The 20479-nt window shown below is 43.2% G+C and carries 24 protein-coding genes; 19 read left to right on the top strand and 5 right to left on the bottom strand.

Translation table 11 applies throughout. From position 1 onward, the window contains the following. Both AACQ17_RS13145 and AACQ17_RS13150 read left to right on the top strand, forming a co-directional pair. Positions 1 to 1029 (top strand): porin (locus AACQ17_RS13145; RefSeq protein WP_206208103.1); only part of this gene is annotated, 1029 nt, incomplete at its 5' end. 68 nt (positions 1030 to 1097) lie between these two features. Beyond that, a complete protein-coding gene (locus AACQ17_RS13150; RefSeq protein WP_017048063.1) occupies positions 1098 to 1727 on the top strand; it encodes a DUF2057 family protein in 630 nt (209 codons plus the stop codon). Positions 1728 to 1841: 114 nt separating this feature from the next. On the opposite strand, the gene AACQ17_RS13155 is transcribed toward AACQ17_RS13150, so the two are convergent. The 4 genes from AACQ17_RS13155 to AACQ17_RS13170 form a co-directional block, all read right to left on the bottom strand. After that, entirely contained in the window at positions 1842 to 2309 is a 468-nt protein-coding gene (locus AACQ17_RS13155; protein WP_141195296.1) for a YchJ family metal-binding protein, read from the bottom strand. 67 nt (positions 2310 to 2376) lie between these two features. Next, positions 2377 to 3591, bottom strand: coding sequence for an EAL and HDOD domain-containing protein (locus AACQ17_RS13160; RefSeq protein WP_094146914.1), 1215 nt, complete (start codon positions 3589 to 3591; stop codon positions 2377 to 2379). A 103-nt stretch (positions 3592 to 3694) separates the two neighbouring features. Then, positions 3695 to 4429, bottom strand: coding sequence for a UDP-2,3-diacylglucosamine diphosphatase (gene lpxH / locus AACQ17_RS13165; protein ID WP_094146915.1), 735 nt, complete (start codon positions 4427 to 4429; stop codon positions 3695 to 3697). 36 nt (positions 4430 to 4465) lie between these two features. Then, complete coding sequence (locus AACQ17_RS13170) at positions 4466 to 4960, bottom strand: peptidylprolyl isomerase (RefSeq protein ID WP_010319203.1); 495 nt, start codon at positions 4958 to 4960, stop codon at positions 4466 to 4468. A 179-nt stretch (positions 4961 to 5139) separates the two neighbouring features. Between AACQ17_RS13170 and cysS the strand changes: the two genes are divergently transcribed. From cysS to nadA, 16 genes are all read left to right on the top strand, one after another. After that, on the top strand, positions 5140 to 6522 hold the full coding sequence (cysS, locus tag AACQ17_RS13175) for a cysteine--tRNA ligase (protein WP_088732637.1): 1383 nt from the start codon (positions 5140 to 5142) through the stop codon (positions 6520 to 6522). Between the two features lie 81 nt (positions 6523 to 6603). Beyond that, positions 6604 to 7125, top strand: a complete 522-nt coding sequence (ruvC, locus tag AACQ17_RS13180; protein WP_088732636.1) for a crossover junction endodeoxyribonuclease RuvC — start codon at positions 6604 to 6606, stop codon at positions 7123 to 7125. A gap of 100 nt (positions 7126 to 7225) precedes the next feature. Next, complete coding sequence (ruvA, locus tag AACQ17_RS13185) at positions 7226 to 7846, top strand: Holliday junction branch migration protein RuvA (RefSeq protein WP_013856566.1); 621 nt, start codon at positions 7226 to 7228, stop codon at positions 7844 to 7846. Beyond that, positions 7843 to 8847 carry a Holliday junction branch migration DNA helicase RuvB gene (gene ruvB, locus AACQ17_RS13190; protein ID WP_017042275.1) on the top strand — a complete coding sequence of 335 codons (1005 nt, stop codon included), beginning with the start codon at positions 7843 to 7845 and terminating at the stop codon, positions 8845 to 8847. Before ruvA ends, ruvB begins: the two co-directional genes overlap by 4 nt. Before the next feature lie 472 nt (positions 8848 to 9319). After that, complete coding sequence (gene cydA / locus AACQ17_RS13195) at positions 9320 to 10906, top strand: cytochrome ubiquinol oxidase subunit I (protein WP_029189795.1); 1587 nt, start codon at positions 9320 to 9322, stop codon at positions 10904 to 10906. A 17-nt stretch (positions 10907 to 10923) separates the two neighbouring features. Continuing rightward, positions 10924 to 12060, top strand: coding sequence for a cytochrome d ubiquinol oxidase subunit II (gene cydB, locus AACQ17_RS13200; RefSeq protein ID WP_013856570.1), 1137 nt, complete (start codon positions 10924 to 10926; stop codon positions 12058 to 12060). Between the two features lie 11 nt (positions 12061 to 12071). After that, positions 12072 to 12179, top strand: coding sequence for a cytochrome bd-I oxidase subunit CydX (gene cydX / locus AACQ17_RS13205; RefSeq protein ID WP_000270284.1), 108 nt, complete (start codon positions 12072 to 12074; stop codon positions 12177 to 12179). Further along, entirely contained in the window at positions 12172 to 12474 is a 303-nt protein-coding gene (gene ybgE / locus AACQ17_RS13210) for a cyd operon protein YbgE (RefSeq protein ID WP_094146916.1), read from the top strand. Before cydX ends, ybgE begins: the two co-directional genes overlap by 8 nt. Positions 12475 to 12653: 179 nt before the next feature. Continuing rightward, complete coding sequence (gene ybgC / locus AACQ17_RS13215; protein WP_017042272.1) at positions 12654 to 13073, top strand: tol-pal system-associated acyl-CoA thioesterase; 420 nt, start codon at positions 12654 to 12656, stop codon at positions 13071 to 13073. Next, entirely contained in the window at positions 13063 to 13746 is a 684-nt protein-coding gene (gene tolQ / locus AACQ17_RS13220) for a protein TolQ (RefSeq protein WP_013856573.1), read from the top strand. Before ybgC ends, tolQ begins: the two co-directional genes overlap by 11 nt. Positions 13747 to 13749: 3 nt before the next feature. Beyond that, complete coding sequence (gene tolR, locus AACQ17_RS13225; RefSeq protein WP_013856574.1) at positions 13750 to 14193, top strand: protein TolR; 444 nt, start codon at positions 13750 to 13752, stop codon at positions 14191 to 14193. Between the two features lie 12 nt (positions 14194 to 14205). Further along, positions 14206 to 15276, top strand: coding sequence for a cell envelope integrity protein TolA (tolA, locus tag AACQ17_RS13230; RefSeq protein ID WP_094146917.1), 1071 nt, complete (start codon positions 14206 to 14208; stop codon positions 15274 to 15276). A gap of 27 nt (positions 15277 to 15303) precedes the next feature. After that, positions 15304 to 16641, top strand: coding sequence for a Tol-Pal system beta propeller repeat protein TolB (tolB, locus tag AACQ17_RS13235; RefSeq protein WP_094146918.1), 1338 nt, complete (start codon positions 15304 to 15306; stop codon positions 16639 to 16641). Positions 16642 to 16671: 30 nt separating this feature from the next. Further along, positions 16672 to 17211, top strand: coding sequence for a peptidoglycan-associated lipoprotein Pal (pal, locus tag AACQ17_RS13240; protein ID WP_013856577.1), 540 nt, complete (start codon positions 16672 to 16674; stop codon positions 17209 to 17211). A 15-nt stretch (positions 17212 to 17226) separates the two neighbouring features. Beyond that, positions 17227 to 18003 carry a tol-pal system protein YbgF gene (gene ybgF, locus AACQ17_RS13245; protein ID WP_019280925.1) on the top strand — a complete coding sequence of 259 codons (777 nt, stop codon included), beginning with the start codon at positions 17227 to 17229 and terminating at the stop codon, positions 18001 to 18003. Positions 18004 to 18137: 134 nt separating this feature from the next. Next, positions 18138 to 19199: a quinolinate synthase NadA gene (gene nadA, locus AACQ17_RS13250; protein ID WP_026028138.1), complete on the top strand. Its 1062-nt coding sequence runs from the start codon at positions 18138 to 18140 to the stop codon at positions 19197 to 19199. A 112-nt stretch (positions 19200 to 19311) separates the two neighbouring features. On the opposite strand, the gene AACQ17_RS13255 is transcribed toward nadA, so the two are convergent. Beyond that, positions 19312 to 19893: a UPF0149 family protein gene (locus tag AACQ17_RS13255; RefSeq protein WP_013856580.1), complete on the bottom strand. Its 582-nt coding sequence runs from the start codon at positions 19891 to 19893 to the stop codon at positions 19312 to 19314. Positions 19894 to 20191: 298 nt separating this feature from the next. On the opposite strand from AACQ17_RS13255, the gene AACQ17_RS13260 reads away from it, so the two are divergent. Beyond that, positions 20192 to 20479, top strand: a 288-nt coding sequence (locus AACQ17_RS13260; RefSeq protein ID WP_170935188.1) for a transposase domain-containing protein, incomplete at its 3' end; no start/stop codon positions are given.

The raw sequence follows: 20479 nt of genomic DNA on the forward strand, positions 1-20479 counted from the left end.
GAACCGGATAAGGAATTCCCATACATAAGAAAAGGCAGTGGATTAATTATGAAAAAGACTCTATTAGCACTATTGGTTGCTGGTGTTGCTACATCTGCACAAGCGAAGGTTGAATTATTCAAAGATGACGCTTCTTCTGTATCTGTGAAGGGTGAAATTGCGACCTTTCTTTATACCAGTGATTATGACCACAAAACTGATAACACTAAAGACGTAAAAACTGACTTAGACGTTAACGCATGGGCTAAAGTTCAATTCGACTTTTCTCACAAAGTGACTGACACGTTGACCGCTGGCGGTACTTTTGAAATTCAAAGTGGTACTGGGTTTAAAAAGAGTGATAATAACGCAGAATTTGATGATGTTGCTGCATATTTGAAAGGGGATTTCGGCCTAGTTGGTATTGGTGAAATCGGTGATGTTTCTGACTCTAATGATGCCGTATCAAAAACTGATATCTTAAATGAGCTAGATAACAATTACTTACCAGCTTCAGCTTCGGATAGTAAAGGCCATGGTATTTCTTATACTAAAGGTTTTGGTGGTTTAACATTAGTTGTTGATGCATATACTGAAGCTGCTGAAAATACAGACAGCATCTTTGGTTTGAGTGCAAACTATGCAGCAGAGATTTTCTCTGTTGGTGCGATGTATCAAAACCATGGCGATTCACCAGCAGTCGGCGATGCAGCGGCTTACAAAGATAAGTCAACTTGGGCAGTAGCTGCTGACGTTAATCTAGGCAAAGTAACTCTGGCAGGTTCTTACAACGTGGTGTCTGCAGATACTGTAAAAGATGTTAAAAATGCAACTCTAGCGGCAACATTTGCAGCAACTGATGCGTTCTCTGTATACGGTGTTGCGGGTATGCAAGATGACGGTAGCAAAGATGATGGTCAAGAATTTATCCTAGGTGCGTCTTATGCTGCATCTAGCCTGTTGACTGTATTTACTGAAATTTCAACTCGTGATGATCATGGTAAAGCAGACACGACTGAAATTCTAGTTGGTGGTTACTTCGATTTCTAATTTTTGAAATTGATTACTATAAAAAAGCCAGTACATAGTACTGGCTTTTCCATTTCTGGAGTGCGTCTATGTTTATTTATCGACTTCTTAGCTTTCTTTGTATAGCCCTAATTACTGCCCCAACGTTATCTGCAACATTGTCTACAGATTCAAGCATTACGTTGTTAGTCGTGAATCTTGAAAAGGTTACCGAGTCACCACAGGCACTGCCTGATGGTTTAAATCAATTAGTTGTCCAATATAAAGGGCGAATTCGTGATGGAGCTAAGCGAGAGGCGATTTCATCTATCCCTTACGTTATCACTTTGATGACTAAACCTGATGATCATTTACACATCAAATTTGTTGCTAAAGATTTAAGTGACTATCAGCAGCGTTTGCAACATGGTGATGATCTGTTTGAGTTAACCGTGAATGATTTACCTTCAGTAGCTATTATTGATATTTTGCCTGGTAAGAAGGGCTTTCTCCCATACGGTGATCCTGTATCTTTATTGCATGATTACAATCAGCAGAATGGCGTAATGGTAGATTCGGGAAAAGTACGAGCATTAAAACAAGAATTGGCTGAAGTTGAAGAACAAGCTGACCCTATCCAAGGCTCGGAAAGCGAAGCTATTTTACAGCTAAAACTTTGGTATGGTCGTGCAACAGAGCAAGATAGAAAAATATTCCAACAGTGGCTAGGACAAAAGTAAGGTTGCTCATTTAGAATCAATAGCTAAATATAAGAAATGGATTGTAGTCAGGATAGAAAACTAATCATATTGTAAACCCTTTTCTGCATAGAAAAGGGTTTTACTTTGAGTACCCTACCCACAACACTTCTTAAATTTCTTGCCGCTACCGCAATGACATGGGTCATTTCGTCCTAGCTTCGTTGGTGTGTTCTCCTGTGGAAATTCACCGTCAACGTAGAGCCAGATACCATTTTCTCGTATAAATCGTGAACGTTCTTGTAGACAAAATTGCTGTTGATTCTGTGTGTAATAGGCTTTGAAATGAACGAAGCCTTCATTTTCGTTGTTGCGGATACTTGCGGAGATGACGTCTAGCCCACACCATTGACTGTTGATTGATTCTTCAATCGCGTCGCGTTGCTGTGGTGCATTGCAACTCGGATGATAGGTATTGATGACAAAATCAACCAAGCCTAGAACATGGGCACTATAGCGGGCTCTCATCAGTTGTTCTGGATAGATGGCTAAAGCTGAATCACTGTGGATTGGTTCACAACAGTGTTGGTAATCTAAATGGCTACCACAATAGCATTGGTTCATAAATCCTCTCAAATTGCCCATGCAGATAAGACGGGGAAGTTTAAGGAGATCTAAACTCGATGTCTACTCAGGAGTGGACACCCAGTAAATCGGCTGTCCATTTCACAGCTTCGTTGTAACACTCTTTCACCACGGGCTCTTCGATACTTAATGCATGAGCAATTTTCTCAACCTTTTGCCAGTCAGCCTGTTCATAAGCTCGAGTCAATTCAAGTACCAGACCTAACTCTCCTTTCCCTTCTATTAGGGCAAGTTTAACGTATTCGTCGATAGGCATCTCTTCCATGATACTTTCTAAAGGTTGATCAAGTAGGCTATCGAGTAGCGAAAACATTCCTGTCAGGAAGGCCGAACCGGGTTCGACGTTCATTTTTGCTTTCACACCGATCAGCTCGCAATATCTTGCCCTTTGAATGGATAAACCATACAAATAATCCGGTTTAGATTCTTGCGTCGAAGCAATCGCAACCAAGGAGATAAACTTTCTCAATCGTTGTTCACCGAGATAGATCAGCGCTTGTTTAAATGAATGGATCTTTGAACTGACTGTCGCGGATGAGTTAACAAAGGTTAACAGTTTATAAGACAGGGTCAGGTCGGTGGCGACAAGCTCCTCAATGGCTTTGTAATCGAGGTTAGATTTGGCTATTTCTTTGAACAGTTGCACCACAGTAAGAAATGCAGGCTCTAACGCTTTGCGCTGTAACATCTCTGGTTTGCTAAAAAAGTAGCCTTGAAAATAGGTAAAGCCCGCCTTTTTAGCTTGCTTAAACTCTTCATAGGTTTCTACTTTCTCAGCAAGGAACTCAATTTTCGTCGCACCAAGTTTTTGAATAAAGCGAGCGGCTTTTTCAAGGGGAACGATACGGATGTCAAATTTGATAATTGACACATAGGGGAAGAAGACGAGCCAGCCTGAACTGGGTACAAAGTCATCAAGCGCAATTCGGTAACCAAGCTGCGCCATCTTTTTAATTGCTTCTAATAACTCTAAAGTTGGTTCGCAATCTTCCAATACCTCAACGACCAAGTTTTGCGCAGGAAAAAGCGTAGGCACGAGGTTAATCAGGCTTTGATAAGGAAAATTGACAAACCCTAAATGCTTACCCAGCGTATTGTAATGAGTGGATAAAAAATGATCAGAGAGTAACCGGCTCGTTGCTAAGTCTGGGTCTATATCTGGAAAGGTGTTCTTAGGACCGTCTCGAAATAGCAGCTCGTAGCCGATAGTTTTCCGGTCACGATCGAGTATGGGTTGTCTGGCGATATAGGAGTATTTCAAGGCAAGACTCTTATCTAATTATTGATATTATTGATTATACTTATTATAGCTTAACTTTTGATTCGACCACTTAAACCAATTAGTACCAGAGTGCGACTTGGCGTCAGTTTTTAGAACTAAAAGGTCGAGTTTGTAGTTCGTAACCATCATTAGCATAGACTAAGACTGAACCTTGGGTGTACCAGTCACCCAAAACAATTCGCGTTGCGGTGCCATGAAGTTGATTTCTGTGATGAATCTCTGGTCGATGAGTATGGCCATGAATCATTAAATCGACCCCATACTGGGTCAGAACTCTATCCACTTCACTTTGTGTAACATCCATAATATCCATAGATTTCATTTGCTTATCATTATGGATGCCCGACTGTACTTTACCCACAATACGAACCTTTACAAAAAATGGCAGCCGATTAAATACCCATTGTAGCCAAGGCTGGTGAACCTTCTTTCGATAGGCTTGATACTTTATATCGTCAATACAGAGTGTGTCGCCATGCAACACCACGGCTTTTTTTCCGTAAAGGTCAATTACTTGTTCTTCTTGGAGAAGAGTGATTCCGGTTTCTTTCGCAAATCGTTTGCCAAGCAAGAAGTCGCGGTTTCCTTGAGTAAAATAGCAAGGAACCCCTTCGCGAGTCAGTTGTTTAAATTCCGATTTTATTTGGTTGGCGAAAGGTGAATTATCATCGTCACCTATCCAAAATTCGAAAAGATCGCCAAGCACGTACAGTGCATCGGCATGAATGGCTTCTTCGCGCATGAAACGGATAAAACACTCGGTGATATCTGGTCGAGAAGGGATTAGGTGTAAATCAGAAATAAATAGTGTATGCATAATAAAAATAAGGAGCGCATAGCGCTCCTTTTACCGTTACTCTTCGATGGTTGTGCCAGAAATGAACACTTCTTCTAGTGGAACATCTTGATGCATGCCCATAGAGCCTGTGCTCACGGCTTTTATTTTGTTCACAATATCCATACCTTCGATCACTTCTGCGAATACGCAGTAGCCCCAGCCATCTCGGCTTTCTGAACGAAAATCTAGGAATGTGTTGTTGTTCACGTTGATGAAAAACTGAGAACTTGCAGAGTGTGGATCCATAGTGCGCGCCATGGCAAGAGTTCCGATCTTATTGCTTAGGCCATTGTTGGCTTCGTTTTTAATCGTTGCGCGAGTTGTTTTTTCTTTTAGGCCAGAGGTCATGCCGCCGCCTTGAATCATGAATCCATCGATAACGCGGTGGAACAGAGTGTTATCGTAAAAACCGTCACGGCAGTACTGTAGAAAGTTTGCGCTTGTTTCTGGTGCTTTTTCTTCATTAAGTTGAATTTTAATATCACCAAAATTCGTGTGAAGGATGATCATGATAGTTACCTTTATCTATTTTTCGTTGAGGCCCGGATTTTAACTGAACTTTGGACACATTCAAATCAACAAATGTCTTTAGGGGCCGTATTATTGCGAGAGAATAAGGATGACCAAGCTAGGCTAGAGTTGTTATACTGTGAAGCCATTTTAGTTCAAACAGTTATTAGATAGAGATCATGCTGAAAATATATAACTCAATCACTAGACAAAAAGAAGAATTCAAACCAATTCATGCCAACAAAGTGGGTATGTATGTCTGTGGAGTCACCATTTATGATCTCTGTCATATTGGCCATGGTCGCACCTTCGTTTCTTTTGATGTGATTTCTCGTTACTTGCGCTACTTAGGCTATGACCTTACATTTGTGCGTAACATCACTGATATTGATGACAAAATCATTAAACGTGCTGCCGAAAATGGTGAATCTTGCGATTCGCTAACCGAGCGCTTAATCGCAGACATGCATGCAGATTTCGATGCATTGAATATGAAACGTCCAGATGTCGAGCCTCGTGCAACCGCTTATATCCAAGAAATCATAGGCTTGGTGCAACGACTGATTGAACGCGGTTTTGCTTACGTTGCTTCTAATGGTGATGTGATGTTTGAAGTCAGCAAATTTGACGAATACGGCAAGTTATCCAAACAAGATCTCGATCAGCTTCAAGCGGGCGCTCGTGTTGATGTTGATCTTGCTAAGCGTAGCCCACTTGATTTTGTGTTGTGGAAAATGTCGAAGCCGGGCGAGCCCACTTGGGAATCCCCATGGGGAGAAGGACGCCCGGGCTGGCACATCGAATGTTCGGCGATGAATTCAGCGATTTTGGGTAACCACTTTGATATCCATGGTGGAGGCTCTGATTTGCAATTTCCTCACCATGAAAATGAAATTGCTCAATCATGCTGCGCACATGACACTCCCTATGTGAACACATGGATGCACAGTGGTATGGTGATGGTGGATAGAGAAAAAATGTCTAAATCATTAGGGAATTTTTTCACAATCCGCGATGTACTTGCTCACTATGATGCGGAAACGGTGCGCTATTTCTTGATGTCGGGCCATTATCGCAGCCAATTAAATTACAGCGAAGATAACCTAAAACAAGCGCGTGCCTCGCTAGAGCGTCTATACACAGCGTTGAGAGGGTTGGATTTAACCGTAGCAGTTGCGGGCGGTGAAGAGTATGTCAGTCGCTTTACGATAGCGATGAATGATGACTTTAATACGCCAGAGGCTTATTCCGTATTGTTTGATATGGCACGTGATATCAACAAGTTGAAGACAGAAAATCTTCAGCAAGCCAGCGCTCTTGGCACACTTATGCGTGAGCTTGCCGATGTGATTGGCATTTTGCATCAAGATCCAGAAGCGTTTCTTAAAGGGGACACTAATGGCGACGAACAAGTGGCTGAGATTGAAGCTTTGATCAAACTGCGTAATGACTCACGTGCAGCAAAAGATTGGGCTAATGCTGACGTGGCACGCGATAAGTTGAACGAACTCGGCATCATTTTAGAAGATGGCCCAAGTGGGACTACTTGGCGTCGTAAATAATCAGGCAGTTAACTTGTCGATGATGGGCTTGAACTTTATTGGTTAAGCCCATTTTGTTTTTCGTCCACGATTAAGGTTTTCATGTCAATTATTTTAGGTATAGATCCCGGCTCTCGAATCACAGGTTATGGTGTGATCAGGCAGCATGGACGATATTTGTACTATCTTGGTAGTGGATGTATTCGTACCTCCGAAAAAGAGTTACCTGGGCGGCTCAAGCAAATTTACGCTGGCGTGATGGAAATCATCACACAGTTTCAGCCTGATGTTTTTGCCATCGAGCAAGTATTTATGGCAAAGAATGCGGACTCAGCACTCAAACTCGGGCAAGCAAGGGGCAGTGCTATTGTGGCGGCGGTGAATGCGGATCTTCCAGTCTATGAATATGCCGCTCGACTGGTTAAACAATCTGTAGTTGGTACGGGTAGTGCTGATAAAGCGCAGGTGCAACATATGGTCCAGCAAATGCTCAAATTATCGGCTAAGCCACAAGCGGATGCCGCTGATGCTCTGGGTGTGGCAATTTGTCATGCGAATACCAATAAAACCTTGATTGCGTTAGCTGGGCGGGCAAGCAGTGCTAAAAAAGGCCGATATCGCTGAAAAACCGATCTCGAGCGAGGTGGTATTTTTCTACTGGCTATACATCCAGTTATTTATTATCATCCGAGTCAAATAACCTCATTTCTCTAAGGAATTTCCTGTGATTGGACGTCTTCGCGGCATTCTGATTGAAAAGCAACCTCCAGAGCTATTGATTGAAGTCGCTGGCATTGGTTATGAAGTCCAAATGCCAATGAGTTGCTTCTATGAACTCCCTAAATTGGGCGAAGAAGCGGTCATTTATACCCATTTTGTGGTCCGAGAAGATGCGCAGCTTTTATATGGTTTCAACACGGTAAAAGAGCGAGCTTTATTTCGTGAAGTGATTAAAGCGAATGGCGTCGGGCCAAAATTAGGCTTGGGTATTTTGTCCGGAATGACGGCCGGTCAATTTGTTTCATGCGTTGAGCGTGAAGATATCTCCACATTAGTTAAGCTTCCTGGCGTGGGTAAAAAAACCGCTGAACGTTTGGTTGTTGAGATGAAAGATAGGCTGAAAGGTTGGGGAGCCGGTGACCTCTTCACTCCCGCTACTGACGCTGCGCCAGTCGATAACAATTCCTTGGAAGCGCTCACGAGCAATGCGGAAGAAGAAGCGATCAGTGCGTTACTTTCTTTGGGTTATAAGCCTCAACAAGCTTCTAAAGTAGTGGCACAAGTAATGAAAGCTGACATGACCAGTGAAGCGCTGATTAAAGAAGCCTTGAGAGCAATGGTATGATTGAAGCTGATCGCTTAATTGCCCCTGATAGCCCTATTTTTAAAGATGAAGATATTATTGATCGCGCGATTCGTCCCAAAAAATTAGCGGATTATCGTGGCCAAGATCATGTACGCAATCAAATGGAAATCTTCATTAAAGCGGCACAAATGCGCAGCGAACCACTCGACCATCTCCTGATTTTTGGCCCTCCAGGGCTTGGAAAAACAACATTAGCCAATATCGTTGCCAATGAGATGGAAGTGAATATCCGCACAACTTCTGGTCCGGTATTGGAAAAAGCAGGTGATTTGGCGGCATTACTGACTAACCTTGAAGAGAACGACGTTCTTTTTATTGATGAAATTCATCGATTAAGTCCTGTGGTTGAAGAAATTCTTTATCCCGCAATGGAAGATTACCAGCTCGATATAATGATTGGCGAAGGTCCAGCCGCTCGGTCCATTAAAATCGATTTACCCCCTTTTACGCTGATTGGGGCAACAACTCGCGCTGGCTCGTTAACCTCACCCTTGCGTGATCGCTTTGGTATTGTACAGCGCCTTGAGTATTACAAAATTGATGATCTACAGTACATAGTGCAAAGAAGCGCGGACTGTTTAGGATTGTCGATGGAAGCGGATGGTGCACTTGAAGTGGCAAGGAGAGCAAGGGGAACGCCTCGGATTGCCAACCGTTTATTGCGCCGAGTTCGAGATTACGCTGAAGTGAAAGGCAACGGGCACATATGTATAGAGACTGCAGATAAAGCGCTAAACATGTTGGATGTTGATAGCCAAGGTTTCGACTATATGGATAGAAAGCTATTACTAGCGATTATGGACAAATTTGGCGGTGGCCCTGTTGGTCTCGATAACCTAGCTGCTGCAATCGGCGAAGAAAAAGATACCATTGAAGATGTATTAGAACCCTTTCTTATCCAACAAGGTTATTTACAACGGACACCAAGAGGACGAATGGCGACCGATCGCGCCTATCTTCACTTCGGAATTGAAAAATAAGTTTACACCTCATCGTCATTTTTAGGTGGTAAGCACAAAGTGTGAACTACATCTTATTTATGATAATTTCCTTATCACTAAAGAGTTAATGATGTGAAGTGTATTGTTAACTCTCTGTGTGATTCGTTGTATTAATTTCTATCCCTTTCACTAAATACTCACAACAATTTCATTCTTCCTTTGATGTGGATCATTTTGTTCTTTTTTTGTTCAGATTTGCCGCGTGAAAATTGATGTAAATCAAGGCTTTTTTCTCCCATAAATCTTTTGAAACAACCTGCATTTAGAAGTAGTATTAGTCCCAGCTATATTAGCTGATGCTTAACAATTAACTAACCATAACGGTACATGCTTGCAACAAAATTCTGATATTTTTCAACATTTGATGAGGTTATATCACTGATGAATTTTGAGGAATTTTAACCCGTTTAGCATGTCAAAAGTGTCATTCAGCCGGCACAAAGGAGTTACCATGATTGACGTCGTTGATCTATCGCGGTTGCAGTTTGCACTGACAGCGATGTATCACTTCCTGTTCGTTCCATTGACTCTAGGTATGGCTTTTCTTTTAGCCATCATGGAATCTTTGTATGTAATGACTGATAAGCAAATCTATAAGGACATGACAAAGTTCTGGGGTAAGCTTTTTGGTATTAACTTTGCCCTTGGGGTGGCCACTGGCCTCACTATGGAGTTCCAGTTCGGTACAAACTGGTCATACTATTCCCACTATGTAGGTGACATTTTTGGCGCCCCTCTTGCGATTGAAGCACTTGTAGCCTTCTTTTTAGAATCAACCTTTGTCGGTTTGTTCTTCTTTGGGTGGGATAGACTATCAAAACGCCAGCATTTGGGCGTGACTTGGTTGGTTGCTCTGGGGTCCAATTTCTCGGCACTTTGGATCTTGATTGCGAATGGTTGGATGCAAAACCCAGTTGGCGCAGAATTCAATTTTGAAACTATGCGTATGGAAATGGTCAGCTTTGCTGAAGTCGTTTTCAACCCAGTTGCTCAAGTGAAATTTGTGCATACCGTCGCTTCTGGTTACACCACTGGCGCGATGTTCATTCTTGGTATTAGCTCATATTACTTGCTGAAAGGTCGAGACGTTGCGTTTGCACGCCGCTCATTCGCTATCGCTGCATCATTCGGTATGGCCGCTATTTTGTCCGTGATTGTGCTTGGTGATGAATCAGGATATGAAGTGGGTGAAGTTCAAAAGGTGAAGCTGGCTGCGATTGAAGCCGAGTGGCACACGGAACCTGCACCGGCTGCATTTACACTGTTTGGTTTGCCTAACCAAGACGCCATGCACACCGATTATGCAGTAAAAATTCCGTACGTGATGGGTATTATCGCTACACGTTCACTGGATACCGAAGTCACAGGGTTACGCGATCTACGCGATCAACACGTTGACCGAATTCGTAACGGTATGTATGCCTATGAACTGTTAGAGAAATTACGTGCAGGCGAAAAATCGCCAGCAAACATTGCCGCTTTTGAAGAAGTGAAAGGCGATTTGGGCTACGGCTTATTGCTAAAACGTTATACCGATAAAGTGAGCGATGCAACGGAAGAGCAAATTCAAGCCGCCGCCGATGATTCAATTCCAACCGTATGGCCACTATTTTGGTCATTCCGTCTGATGGTCGGTGTTGGTTTTGTGATGCTATTTGTCTTTGGTGCAGCATTTATTCAAACTTGTCGTCAGAAAATTGAGCAAAAACAATGGGTACTTAAAGCCGCCTTGTTCAGTATTCCTCTACCGTGGATTGCAATTGAAGCAGGTTGGTTTGTTGCTGAATATGGCCGTCAACCATGGGCTGTTGGTGAAATATTGCCAACCAATGTTGCCGCTTCTGCGCTAACTCTGGGCGAATTATGGACCTCATTGTTTGCGATTCTTGCACTGTACACTGTGTTCTTGATTGCTGAAGTTTACCTGATGGTTAAATTTGCTCGTAAAGGGCCTAGCAGCCTGAAAACTGGTCGTTATCACTTTGAGCAAAACGCAAACTCTGTTGAAGACAAAGTTAGCCGTCAAGTCGAAGCATAAGGCAGGGAGATAGAATAATGTTTGATTACGAAATCTTGCGACTAATTTGGTGGGTGCTGATCGGCGTACTGCTGGTTGGTTTTGCAATCACAGATGGTTTTGACATGGGCGTTGGTGCTCTTGTTCCCGTCATTGGTAAGAATGACAGTGAGCGTCGTGTCATGATCAACTCTATTGCTCCACACTGGGATGGTAACCAAGTTTGGCTTATCACGGCAGGTGGTGCACTGTTTGCGGCTTGGCCGTTAGTCTATGCGACATCATTTTCCGGATTTTATTTGGCTATGATTGTTACATTGGCTGCATTATGGCTTCGTCCGATTGGTTTGGATTACCGTTCAAAAATTGAAGATCCAAAGTGGCGTAATACTTGGGATATCTGTATTTCAATTAGTGGCTTTGTACCACCAGTCATCTTTGGTGTTGCCTTTGGCAACTTACTACAAGGCGTGCCATTCCAACTCAGTGATTTCATGATGCCAACGTATCACGGTTCATTTTTTGGTCTGTTGAACCCATTTGCTCTGCTTTGTGGCTTAGTCAGCTTGTTTATGATTATTTTACAAGGTGCCGCTTGGCTACAGATGAAAACCACCGATGAGCTGCATGCACGCGCTCGTGGTGTCGCTCAACTAATGGGCTTGTTGGTTGCTGTTACTTTCGTCGCTGCAGGGTTTTGGATCCAAAACATCGATGGTTACGTGATTACCAGCGTCATTGATACACATGCCGCATCAAACCCACTCAATAAAGAAGTGATACGTGAGGCGGGGGCGTGGATGGCTAATTTCAACGCTTACCCATTACTATGGATAGCGCCAGCTTTGGGTGTTGCCATGCCACTACTTGCTGTGTTGGCGTCGCGTTTTGAAAAAGGTGGTCTCGCATTCTTGGCTTCTAGCTTAGCCAATGCGGGTGTGATTTTCACCGCTGGTTTTGCGATGTTCCCATTTATCATGCCTTCAAGCTTAGTACCAAGTAATAGCTTGACCATGTGGGACTCAACATCGAGTGAATTGACGTTGAACTTAATGACAGTGGTCGCTTTTGTAATGGTACCTATCATTCTTGGTTACACCACTTGGACTTACTACAAGATGTTTGGTCGTCTTGATAGCAAGTTTATTGAAGAAAACAAAAACTCACTTTACTAAGGAGCATAGATATGTGGTATTTCGCATGGATTCTAGGTGTGCTTTTAGCTTGTGCATTTGGCATCATCAACGCTCTTTGGTTAGAGCATTCTGAAATGATGGACAAAGACAGTGAGTAAACTTGCAATGCAAGTCACTGAGTACCATAAACTGGTTGATAAGACTCTGCTCAGAGTCTTATCGCTCTTGCTTGGTTTTTATCATATCGCCATGATTATGTGGGATCCCGAGCTGTATTCTCAGAGCATTGGTGGTTTTAACTCGGTTATTTCACCACTCATGATATGGGCGCTGTGTGCAAGTATGGTTTTTGGTGTTGGCTTTAGACCACGCAAATGGTTTTGGCAATTATTGTTTAGCCCCTACATTTCATTATCGATCTTAATTTACCTAACGATTATTCGACTAGTTTGATATTTACTGTGTATGAATAACCTGTCGAAGGTTGATTAACGACCCACATTAGTGCTGCCTCTTTGAGACAGCACTAATTTTTTGTTTCAAGTTTTGTAAAAGTCCACTCAATGCTTGTACTAACGTCAATGAGTTGCGTTATAGTATCCGCCTAAATCTGTATATGTGTTGGAACCTTTGTGCAAAATACAGCCTCAGCCTTTCATTGGCCTGTAACGATTTACTATGAAGATACGGATGCTGGTGGTGTCGTCTATCACTCAAACTATCTTAAATTCTTTGAACGAGCCCGAACTGAAATGTTACGCGCAGTTGGAGTGTCTCAGCAGACGCTTTTGCAGCAGAACATTGGTTTTGTGGTCAGGCACGTTGACATCGATTTTCTACAAGCTGCACGTTTAGACGATATGCTGACGATAAATACTGTGATTTCGGCGTTGAAAAAAGCCTCACTGATCTTCTGTCAGGAGCTCGTCAATCCTGAAGGTAAAGTATTGTGTAAAGCAATAGTTAAGGTAGCATGCATCGACAATCAGAACATGAGGCCAAAAGCGATGCCTCAATCAATAATTTTGGAGTTAACCCATAGTGACTGCTGATATCTCAATTCTCGATCTGTTTTTGCAAGCTAGCTTATTGGTCAAGATGGTGATGCTAATCCTTTTGGGGATGTCTATCGTTTCGTGGGCGATGATCATCAAACGTAGTAAAGTCCTTTCCCAAGCAGAAAAGAACGCTGATGCTTTCGAAGACAAATTTTGGTCTGGTACTGACTTATCCGTTATTTATCAAGATGTCAAAAAGCGTAAAGATGAACTTTTGGGTACAGAAGAGATTTTTTACTCTGGCTTTACCGAATTTGCACGTTTACGCAAGACTAACGCCACTTCACCTGATTTCATCATGGAAGGGACGGGACGTGCGATGCGAGTTGCTGTCGCAAGGGAAGTGGACGAGTTAGAGACCAGTCTGCCATTTCTAGCGACCGTGGGTTCTATCAGCCCATACATTGGATTATTTGGTACGGTATGGGGAATAATGCACTCATTTATTGCGTTAGGTGCGGTGAAGCAAGCGACGTTAGCAATGGTGGCTCCTGGTATTGCAGAGGCGCTGATTGCGACCGCCATGGGTTTATTTGCGGCTATTCCTGCGGTGATGGCTTACAACAGGTTGAGCAATAAAGTCAGCAAATTAGAGCATAATTACGCCACCTTTTCTGAAGAATTTCATAGCATTCTTCACCGCCAAGCGATGGCTGGTAGGGAATAGACGATGGTGGGTTACCAGCGTAAAAAGCGCAAGTTGACAGCTGAGATTAACGTTGTCCCTTATATCGACGTTATGCTCGTGTTGCTGATTATTTTTATGGTGACATCACCGTTTGTCACTCAAGGCGTTGATGTCGAGCTTCCTAAAACAACCACTTCAAAGTCAGCGGCTGAGCTGAAAGGTGATAGTGATAGTAGTTTTATCATCGTGGAAATAGATAAAGAAGGTCGTCTCGGGTTGAGCGTAAATAATGAGGAAGTCGAGCGGGGTCTTTCGCTGCAAGATGTCATCATTAGAGTCAAAGCTGAATTGTCGTTGAAACCGGATTCACCGGTTGCGGTTGGCGGTGATGCTGCAACGCCTTATGCAGAAGTGATACTGGTTCTGGATGAATTGAATCGTGCGGGCATTTCAAAAGTAGGTCTGCTAACCGAAATTAAAGGATAGTTTGTACTGTTCATGAAAGATCATAAATCCAAAAAAAGCGATTACAAAAAGCCCATCATTATCTCGGCTGTTTTGCATATAGTGTTGATCATTGCTTTGTTATGGGGTTCGGATTTTAGCCTAACTAAGCCCGAGCCTGTCGGGCAGATGGTTCAAGCTGTGGTGATTGATCCACAACTGGTACAAAAGCAAGCCCAGCAAATTCGTAACCAGCGTGAAGCTGCTGCCAAAAAAGAGCAGGATCGGCTGGATAAGTTACGCCGCGAAAGTGAGCAGTTGGAAAAAAACCGCAAGGCGGAAGAAGAGAATATTCGCCAACTAAAAGAACAACAAGCTCAGGAAGCGAAAGCGGCCAGAGAAGCTGAAAAGCAACGTGCCGAAAAAGAACAAGAGCGTAAAGTGGCAGAAGAACGAGCTCGTAAAGAAAAAGAGCGAGCGGTAAAAGCGGAAACGGAACGTAAGATAAAAGAAGAAGCGGTAAAAAAAGCAGAACAGGAGCGTATCGCTAAAGAGGCTGAAATTGCGAAAGCGGAAAAAGAACGCATTGCCCGTGAAAAAGAGGCAGAACAAGCTAAAGAGAAAGCTCGTAAAGAGCGAGAAGCCGCAGAGCGAGCCGAGAAAGAGCGAATAGCCAAAGAACAAGAGGCGAAGAAAGCGGCCGAAAATGCAAAAAAAGAGAAAGCACGTCTAGAGAGATTGGAGCGTGAACGCAAAGAACAAGAAGCGGCGCTGAATAACATTTTTTCTGGGTTAGAAACAGAAGCAGAGCAAAATAGCTCAGCTCGTTCCCAATTTGTAATGAACGAAGCTCAGCGGTATGGAGCAATCTATACGCAGCTCATTCAACAAAATTTGCTGATTGAAGACAGTTTTAAAAGTAAACAGTGCAAAGTGAACCTACGGCTCATTCCAACGGGAACTGGAGCAATAGTCGGTAATCTAAGCATTATTGATGGTGACTCAAGGTTATGCGCGGCGACAAAACGTGCTGTGGCGCAGGTGGGGACGTTTCCGCTGCCCAAAGATGATCTTGATGTAGTCAATCAATTGAAAAACATTAATTTAACTGTAGAACCAAATTAAAAGGAAAAGCTTGTGTTAAAGCGATTGATGTTAGGATGCTTACTTGTCATCGCAAGTAGTGTACAGCTCGCCAACGCCGCATTGGAGCTTGTGATCACCGACGGCATTAATTCAGCAAGGCCGATTGCTATCGTACCGTTTAAGTGGGAAGGCAAAACAAAATTACCGCAGGATGTCTCTGCGGTGATCGCGTCAGACTTGCAACGTAGTGGTAAATTCAGCCCGATTGCGACCAGCAAAATGCCACAAACGCCTTACAATGAAACCGATGTGAAGTTTGATGCTTGGACCAGTATTGGTGTTGATGCTTTGCTCACAGGTAGCATTACGCAAAATGCAGAAGGTAACTATGTCATCAACTACCAACTGGTAGATGTAGTGCGTGGTCAACTGACACAAGGCCAAAGCAAAGCATTAAGTAACGATGGACAGTTGGTGCTTTCTAAAGATCATGTTTTATTCAATAAAGTTGCCACCGTACCAGCAAACCGAATGCGTGAGTATGCGCATCGAATTTCAGATTTGGTCTATCAAGAACTCACGGGTGATAAGGGTGCGTTTCTCACTCGTATTGCCTACGTGGTGGTCAACGACGATGAACAATATCCTTACCAGCTAAGGGTTGCTGACTATGACGGTTACAATGAACGTTTAGTACTTCGTTCAAAACAGCCTTTGATGTCACCGACTTGGTCACCTGATGGTAAGCAACTGGCGTATGTGAGCTTCCAAAACGGCCAAGCGGAAATATTCATTATGAATATTTATACTGGCGAAAGAGAGAAAATGACCTCGTACCCACGCCATAATGGGGCACCAAGGTTCTCACCAGATGGGAAAACTCTCGCCTTGGTGTTGTCTAAAACGGGCAGCTTACAGGTTTATACTCTGGACTTGGCAACCAAGAAGCTGAAACAAATAACGAGTGGCAGATCAAATAATACAGAACCGTTCTGGCATCCTGATGGTAAATCGCTAATATTTACTTCGGATCGGGGTGGTAAACCACAGATATATCAAGTAAATTTATCAGACGGTTCTACCAATCGTCTGACATGGCAAGGCAGCCAGAATTTAGGTGGACAAATAACGCCTGATGGTCGATTCCTTGTCATGGTAAACCGAAGTAATTCGGGTTTTAATCTGGCGAAACAAGATTTGGAAACTGGTTCAGTGCAAATTCTAACAAAGACTTTGCTCGATGAGTCTCCAAGTATTGCACCCAATGGTGGTATGGTCATATACAGTTCTATTTATAACAAAGCGAATGTACTTTCGATGGTGTCTATAGATGGGCGTTTCAAAGCTAGATTACCGGCAACAAATGGTCGCGTTAGGGCTCCTGCGTGGTCTCCGTTTTTATAGCAAGTAAGTATCAAAAAGTAAGGAAAAAAAATGCAACTTAATAAAGTTCTTAAAGGGCTACTGATTGCGCTACCAGTACTTGCAGTAACTGCATGTAGTTCAAGCGATGAAGCGACAAACGCTTCTGGTACTCAAACTAACCAGTCTACTTCAGGTTCAGCAAACAGCGTTGATACAACTGTAGTTTCTCCAATTGATGCGAATGGCCAACTCTCTGAACAAGAGCTAAAGGAACAAGCTCTTCGTGAAACTCAAACCATTTATTTCGCATTTGATAACGCGACAATCGCTGGTGATTACGAAGATATGCTTGCTGCACACGCAGCTTACCTAAGCAAAAATTCAGCAATGAAAGTTACCATCGAAGGCCATGCTGACGAACGTGGTACGCCTGAATATAACATCGCGCTAGGTGAGCGTCGTGCACAAGCTGTAGCGAAATATCTACAAGCGCTAGGTGTACAAGCTGACCAAATCTCGATCGTTAGCTATGGCGAAGAGAAGCCACTTCTTCTTGGTCAATCTGAAGAAGTGTATGCGAAGAACCGCCGCGCGGTTCTCGTATACTAATCGAGGAATCGCCTCATGTTCAGTAACTTAAAGCGAATTGTAACGCTTACGTTACTGGCAAGTGCAGCGGGTCAAGTACTCGCTGCACCAGCTCCAGTATCCGATCTTAGCAATAGCTCTTCAGCAAGCACATCTCGTGCTCAACAATCATCATCTGAATCTAATGTACAACGTCTTGAACGTCTGCTTGAAAACCGTAATAGCGTTCAACTCAAAATGCAGCAGCAGCTCGATGATATGGCACTTGAAATCAGCGAACTACGTGGCCAGTTAGAGCGTAATAGCTACGATATGCAGCAAATGTTGCAGCGTCAGCGTGAACTCTTTATCGAGTTAGATCGCGTACGTGGCGAAATGAAGAATACAACCGCAAGTTCGTCACAGCCGACAACGGACACTGATATTGCAGGAACGTTTAGCAGCAATGTTGATGAACAAACTGCCTATCAGAATGCGGTTGATTTAATCCTGAAGAAAAGGGATTACAGTGGTGCTATTGCAGCGTTTCAACAGTTTCAAAAAGATTATCCAGATTCTAATTTTGCGTCTAATGCCCATTATTGGTTAGGGCAGCTCTATTTTGCGAAAAAGCAGGATAAAGAAGCGACGCAAAGTTTTGCCGCCGTGCTCACTTACAGTGACTCCAATAAACGTGCTGATGCGCTGGTTAAGTTAGGTGATATTGCCAAGCGCAATAATAATACAGCGCAAGCAAATAAGTATTATCAGCAAGTTGTGGATGAATACCCTACAAGTGCGTCTGCCAAGGTTGCTAAAGAGAATTTGAATTGATAACAATTTGAGTTAATAAAAAAGAGGCCTTGCGGCCTCTTTCTTCGACGGCACTATTTATGAATCGCTTTTGATCCTTCGTTAGGTGCGGTGTACAATGCTCGGATTCTTGGAAGTTGCGTAGAGCAAGAGCAATGAGCCACATATTAGATACGATTGAAACTATTTATCCATTTCCGCCAAAGCCCATTCCACTAACGGTTGAGCAAAAACAAGCCTATACAGCAAGTATCAAACAACTCTTAAAAGAAAAAGATGCTGTATTAATTGCGCATTACTATACCGATCCTGAAATTCAAGCTCTCGCTGAAGAAACCGGCGGTTTTGTTGGTGATTCATTAGAGATGGCCAAGTTTGGTAATCGCCATCCTGCCAGTACATTGATCATCGCTGGTGTGCGATTTATGGGCGAATCAGCAAAAATCTTAACCCCTGAAAAACGCATTTTAATGCCAACCTTAAAAGCAGAATGCTCCTTGGATCTGGGGTGTCCTGCCGATAAATTCACAGAATTTTGTGATGCACACCCAGATCATACCGTTGTTGTGTATGCAAACACATCGGCGGCGGTCAAAGCTCGTGCCGATTGGGTGGTTACATCGAGCATTGCACTTGATATTGTTGAGCACTTAGATGCGGAAGATAAACCCATAATTTGGGGGCCAGATCGCCATTTAGGCTCATACATCGAGAAAAAAACGGGCGCAAAGATGTTGCTTTGGCAAGGTGAATGCGTAGTTCACGACGAGTTCTCTGCCGATGCACTGCGTAAGATGAAAGCACTGTATCCTGATGCGGCCATCCTTGTGCATCCAGAATCACCAGCCAGTGTGGTAGAACTTGCGGATGCTGTAGGCTCTACAAGCCAGTTGATTAAGGCAGCAAAATCCTTACCTCAACAGAAAATGATTGTGGCGACCGATAAAGGCATCTTTTTTAAGATGCAGCAGTTAGTCCCTGAGAAAGAATTGATTGAAGCACCGACGGCAGGGGCCGGGGCAACATGCCGAAGCTGCGCGCATTGTCCTTGGATGGCGATGAATGGTCTTCGAGCGATTGAGTCAGCTCTTATGGAAGGCGGTAAAGATCACGAAATTTTCGTCGATGAAGCCGTGAGAGTGAAATCACTCATCCCATTAAACCGTATGTTGGATTTTGCTGAACAGTTAAATTTGCAAGTCAAAGGGAATGCCTAATTCCTTTCGGCGATAGTGGATGACAAAAGGCTCTTATTCAGAGCCTTTTTTATCGCAAGTAAATTGATTTGAAATTAACGTTATTCGAAAATAAAACTATTCAAAAACAAATTTATTGCTCTAGTGCCAACTGAGCGCCGCGTTGCGTTAAACCACACAACATCACCGGTATGGCCTGATAGATTTCTTCAAACTGGTCGAGTCCTTGCATACCTTGTTGGGAAAGTGTTGCCAAGGACGTCTCCGGATCATAAAGCATACTCAGCGAAAGGAGCACGCCCCCAAGTAGCGCATTATCTTGGCTATCTTCAGGCATTAACGTTTCCCAATCATCACGCGTAAGTTGCCAACCTTGAAGAAAACCTTCACAAAAATCACGGACATGTTCAGTCACTATTTCTTGTTCATCGAGTGAGCAACCTGCAGGCCAGCTCCATTGATTTTCGAGCAAAGCAGGGCGATAGTCATTCCACATTTCAACGATCAGTTGGAAATAGGTTTCTAGCTGTTTGCCTTCGCTAAATGGCGCGATTTCTTCTCCCCCCCATAGAAAAGGGAGCCATTCCTCTGGCGGGAGCAAGTTAGGCGCTGACGCCATGGATGCGACAAAACCTTGAGTTTTGGCCTCATTAAGCAATTTATCTTCTAGTTCGGGTTGGGTAAGGAGTTCTTGTAAATTCACAGCAGATCCCATCAGTTGCCGAGTGTATTTGCAGCCATTTTAACGTTAAAGCGATACAATGTGCGAATTTTGCTGATAATTTGTTGGCTTTAGTGAGGTTTTACAACAATCAACATATTGCTCGCTGAGATTGTTCACTATAATTTGCACAAAAGAAAAAATTGAAAGGATTTATGAGAGCACCTATTTCATTGAAGAAGAAGAGCATTATCGCCCTAATGCCGATCAGTTAAGACTTTAATCGGCAGATCAGTTGAATGATCCTACCTTTATGTAAAAATCCGATAGACCTTGTTTATCGGATTTTTTTATGCACGTTTCTCAAGCCCTCGATATCATCAATAGTTATAAACCCAATCAAGTTGAAACACTCGCAGACCTCTTGCCCATTGAGCTCATCAATAGTGCTTATGAGCTTACTGATACCGTTACTCTAAGAAAACGAAAGCTCACTTTAGAGTCGATGGCATGGTTACTGGTTGGCATGGCTATCTATAACGATAAATCCATGGCTGACATTGTCAATATGCTCGATATTGTTGACCGCACAGGTAAGCCATTTGTTGCTCCAAGTGCATTAACACAGCGAAGAAAAAAT

This window comes from Vibrio sp. V10_P2A27P122, from assembly GCF_963874335.1.
GTDB classification, from domain to species: domain Bacteria; phylum Pseudomonadota; class Gammaproteobacteria; order Enterobacterales; family Vibrionaceae; genus Vibrio; species Vibrio anguillarum.

Coding starts and splice junctions, on each gene's coding strand:
- AACQ17_RS13150 (WP_017048063.1), top strand. CDS start 1,098: ATGTTTATTTATCGACTTCTTAGCTTTCTTTGTATAGCCCTAATTACT.
- AACQ17_RS13155 (WP_141195296.1), bottom strand. CDS start 2,309: ATGAACCAATGCTATTGTGGTAGCCATTTAGATTACCAACACTGTTGT.
- lpxH (WP_094146915.1), bottom strand. CDS start 4,429: ATGCATACACTATTTATTTCTGATTTACACCTAATCCCTTCTCGACCA.
- AACQ17_RS13170 (WP_010319203.1), bottom strand. CDS start 4,960: ATGATCATCCTTCACACGAATTTTGGTGATATTAAAATTCAACTTAAT.
- cysS (WP_088732637.1), top strand. CDS start 5,140: ATGCTGAAAATATATAACTCAATCACTAGACAAAAAGAAGAATTCAAA.
- ruvC (WP_088732636.1), top strand. CDS start 6,604: ATGTCAATTATTTTAGGTATAGATCCCGGCTCTCGAATCACAGGTTAT.
- ruvB (WP_017042275.1), top strand. CDS start 7,843: ATGATTGAAGCTGATCGCTTAATTGCCCCTGATAGCCCTATTTTTAAA.
- cydA (WP_029189795.1), top strand. CDS start 9,320: ATGATTGACGTCGTTGATCTATCGCGGTTGCAGTTTGCACTGACAGCG.
- cydB (WP_013856570.1), top strand. CDS start 10,924: ATGTTTGATTACGAAATCTTGCGACTAATTTGGTGGGTGCTGATCGGC.
- cydX (WP_000270284.1), top strand. CDS start 12,072: ATGTGGTATTTCGCATGGATTCTAGGTGTGCTTTTAGCTTGTGCATTT.
- tolR (WP_013856574.1), top strand. CDS start 13,750: ATGGTGGGTTACCAGCGTAAAAAGCGCAAGTTGACAGCTGAGATTAAC.
- tolA (WP_094146917.1), top strand. CDS start 14,206: ATGAAAGATCATAAATCCAAAAAAAGCGATTACAAAAAGCCCATCATT.
- tolB (WP_094146918.1), top strand. CDS start 15,304: ATGTTAGGATGCTTACTTGTCATCGCAAGTAGTGTACAGCTCGCCAAC.
- pal (WP_013856577.1), top strand. CDS start 16,672: ATGCAACTTAATAAAGTTCTTAAAGGGCTACTGATTGCGCTACCAGTA.
- ybgF (WP_019280925.1), top strand. CDS start 17,227: ATGTTCAGTAACTTAAAGCGAATTGTAACGCTTACGTTACTGGCAAGT.
- nadA (WP_026028138.1), top strand. CDS start 18,138: ATGAGCCACATATTAGATACGATTGAAACTATTTATCCATTTCCGCCA.
- AACQ17_RS13255 (WP_013856580.1), bottom strand. CDS start 19,893: ATGGGATCTGCTGTGAATTTACAAGAACTCCTTACCCAACCCGAACTA.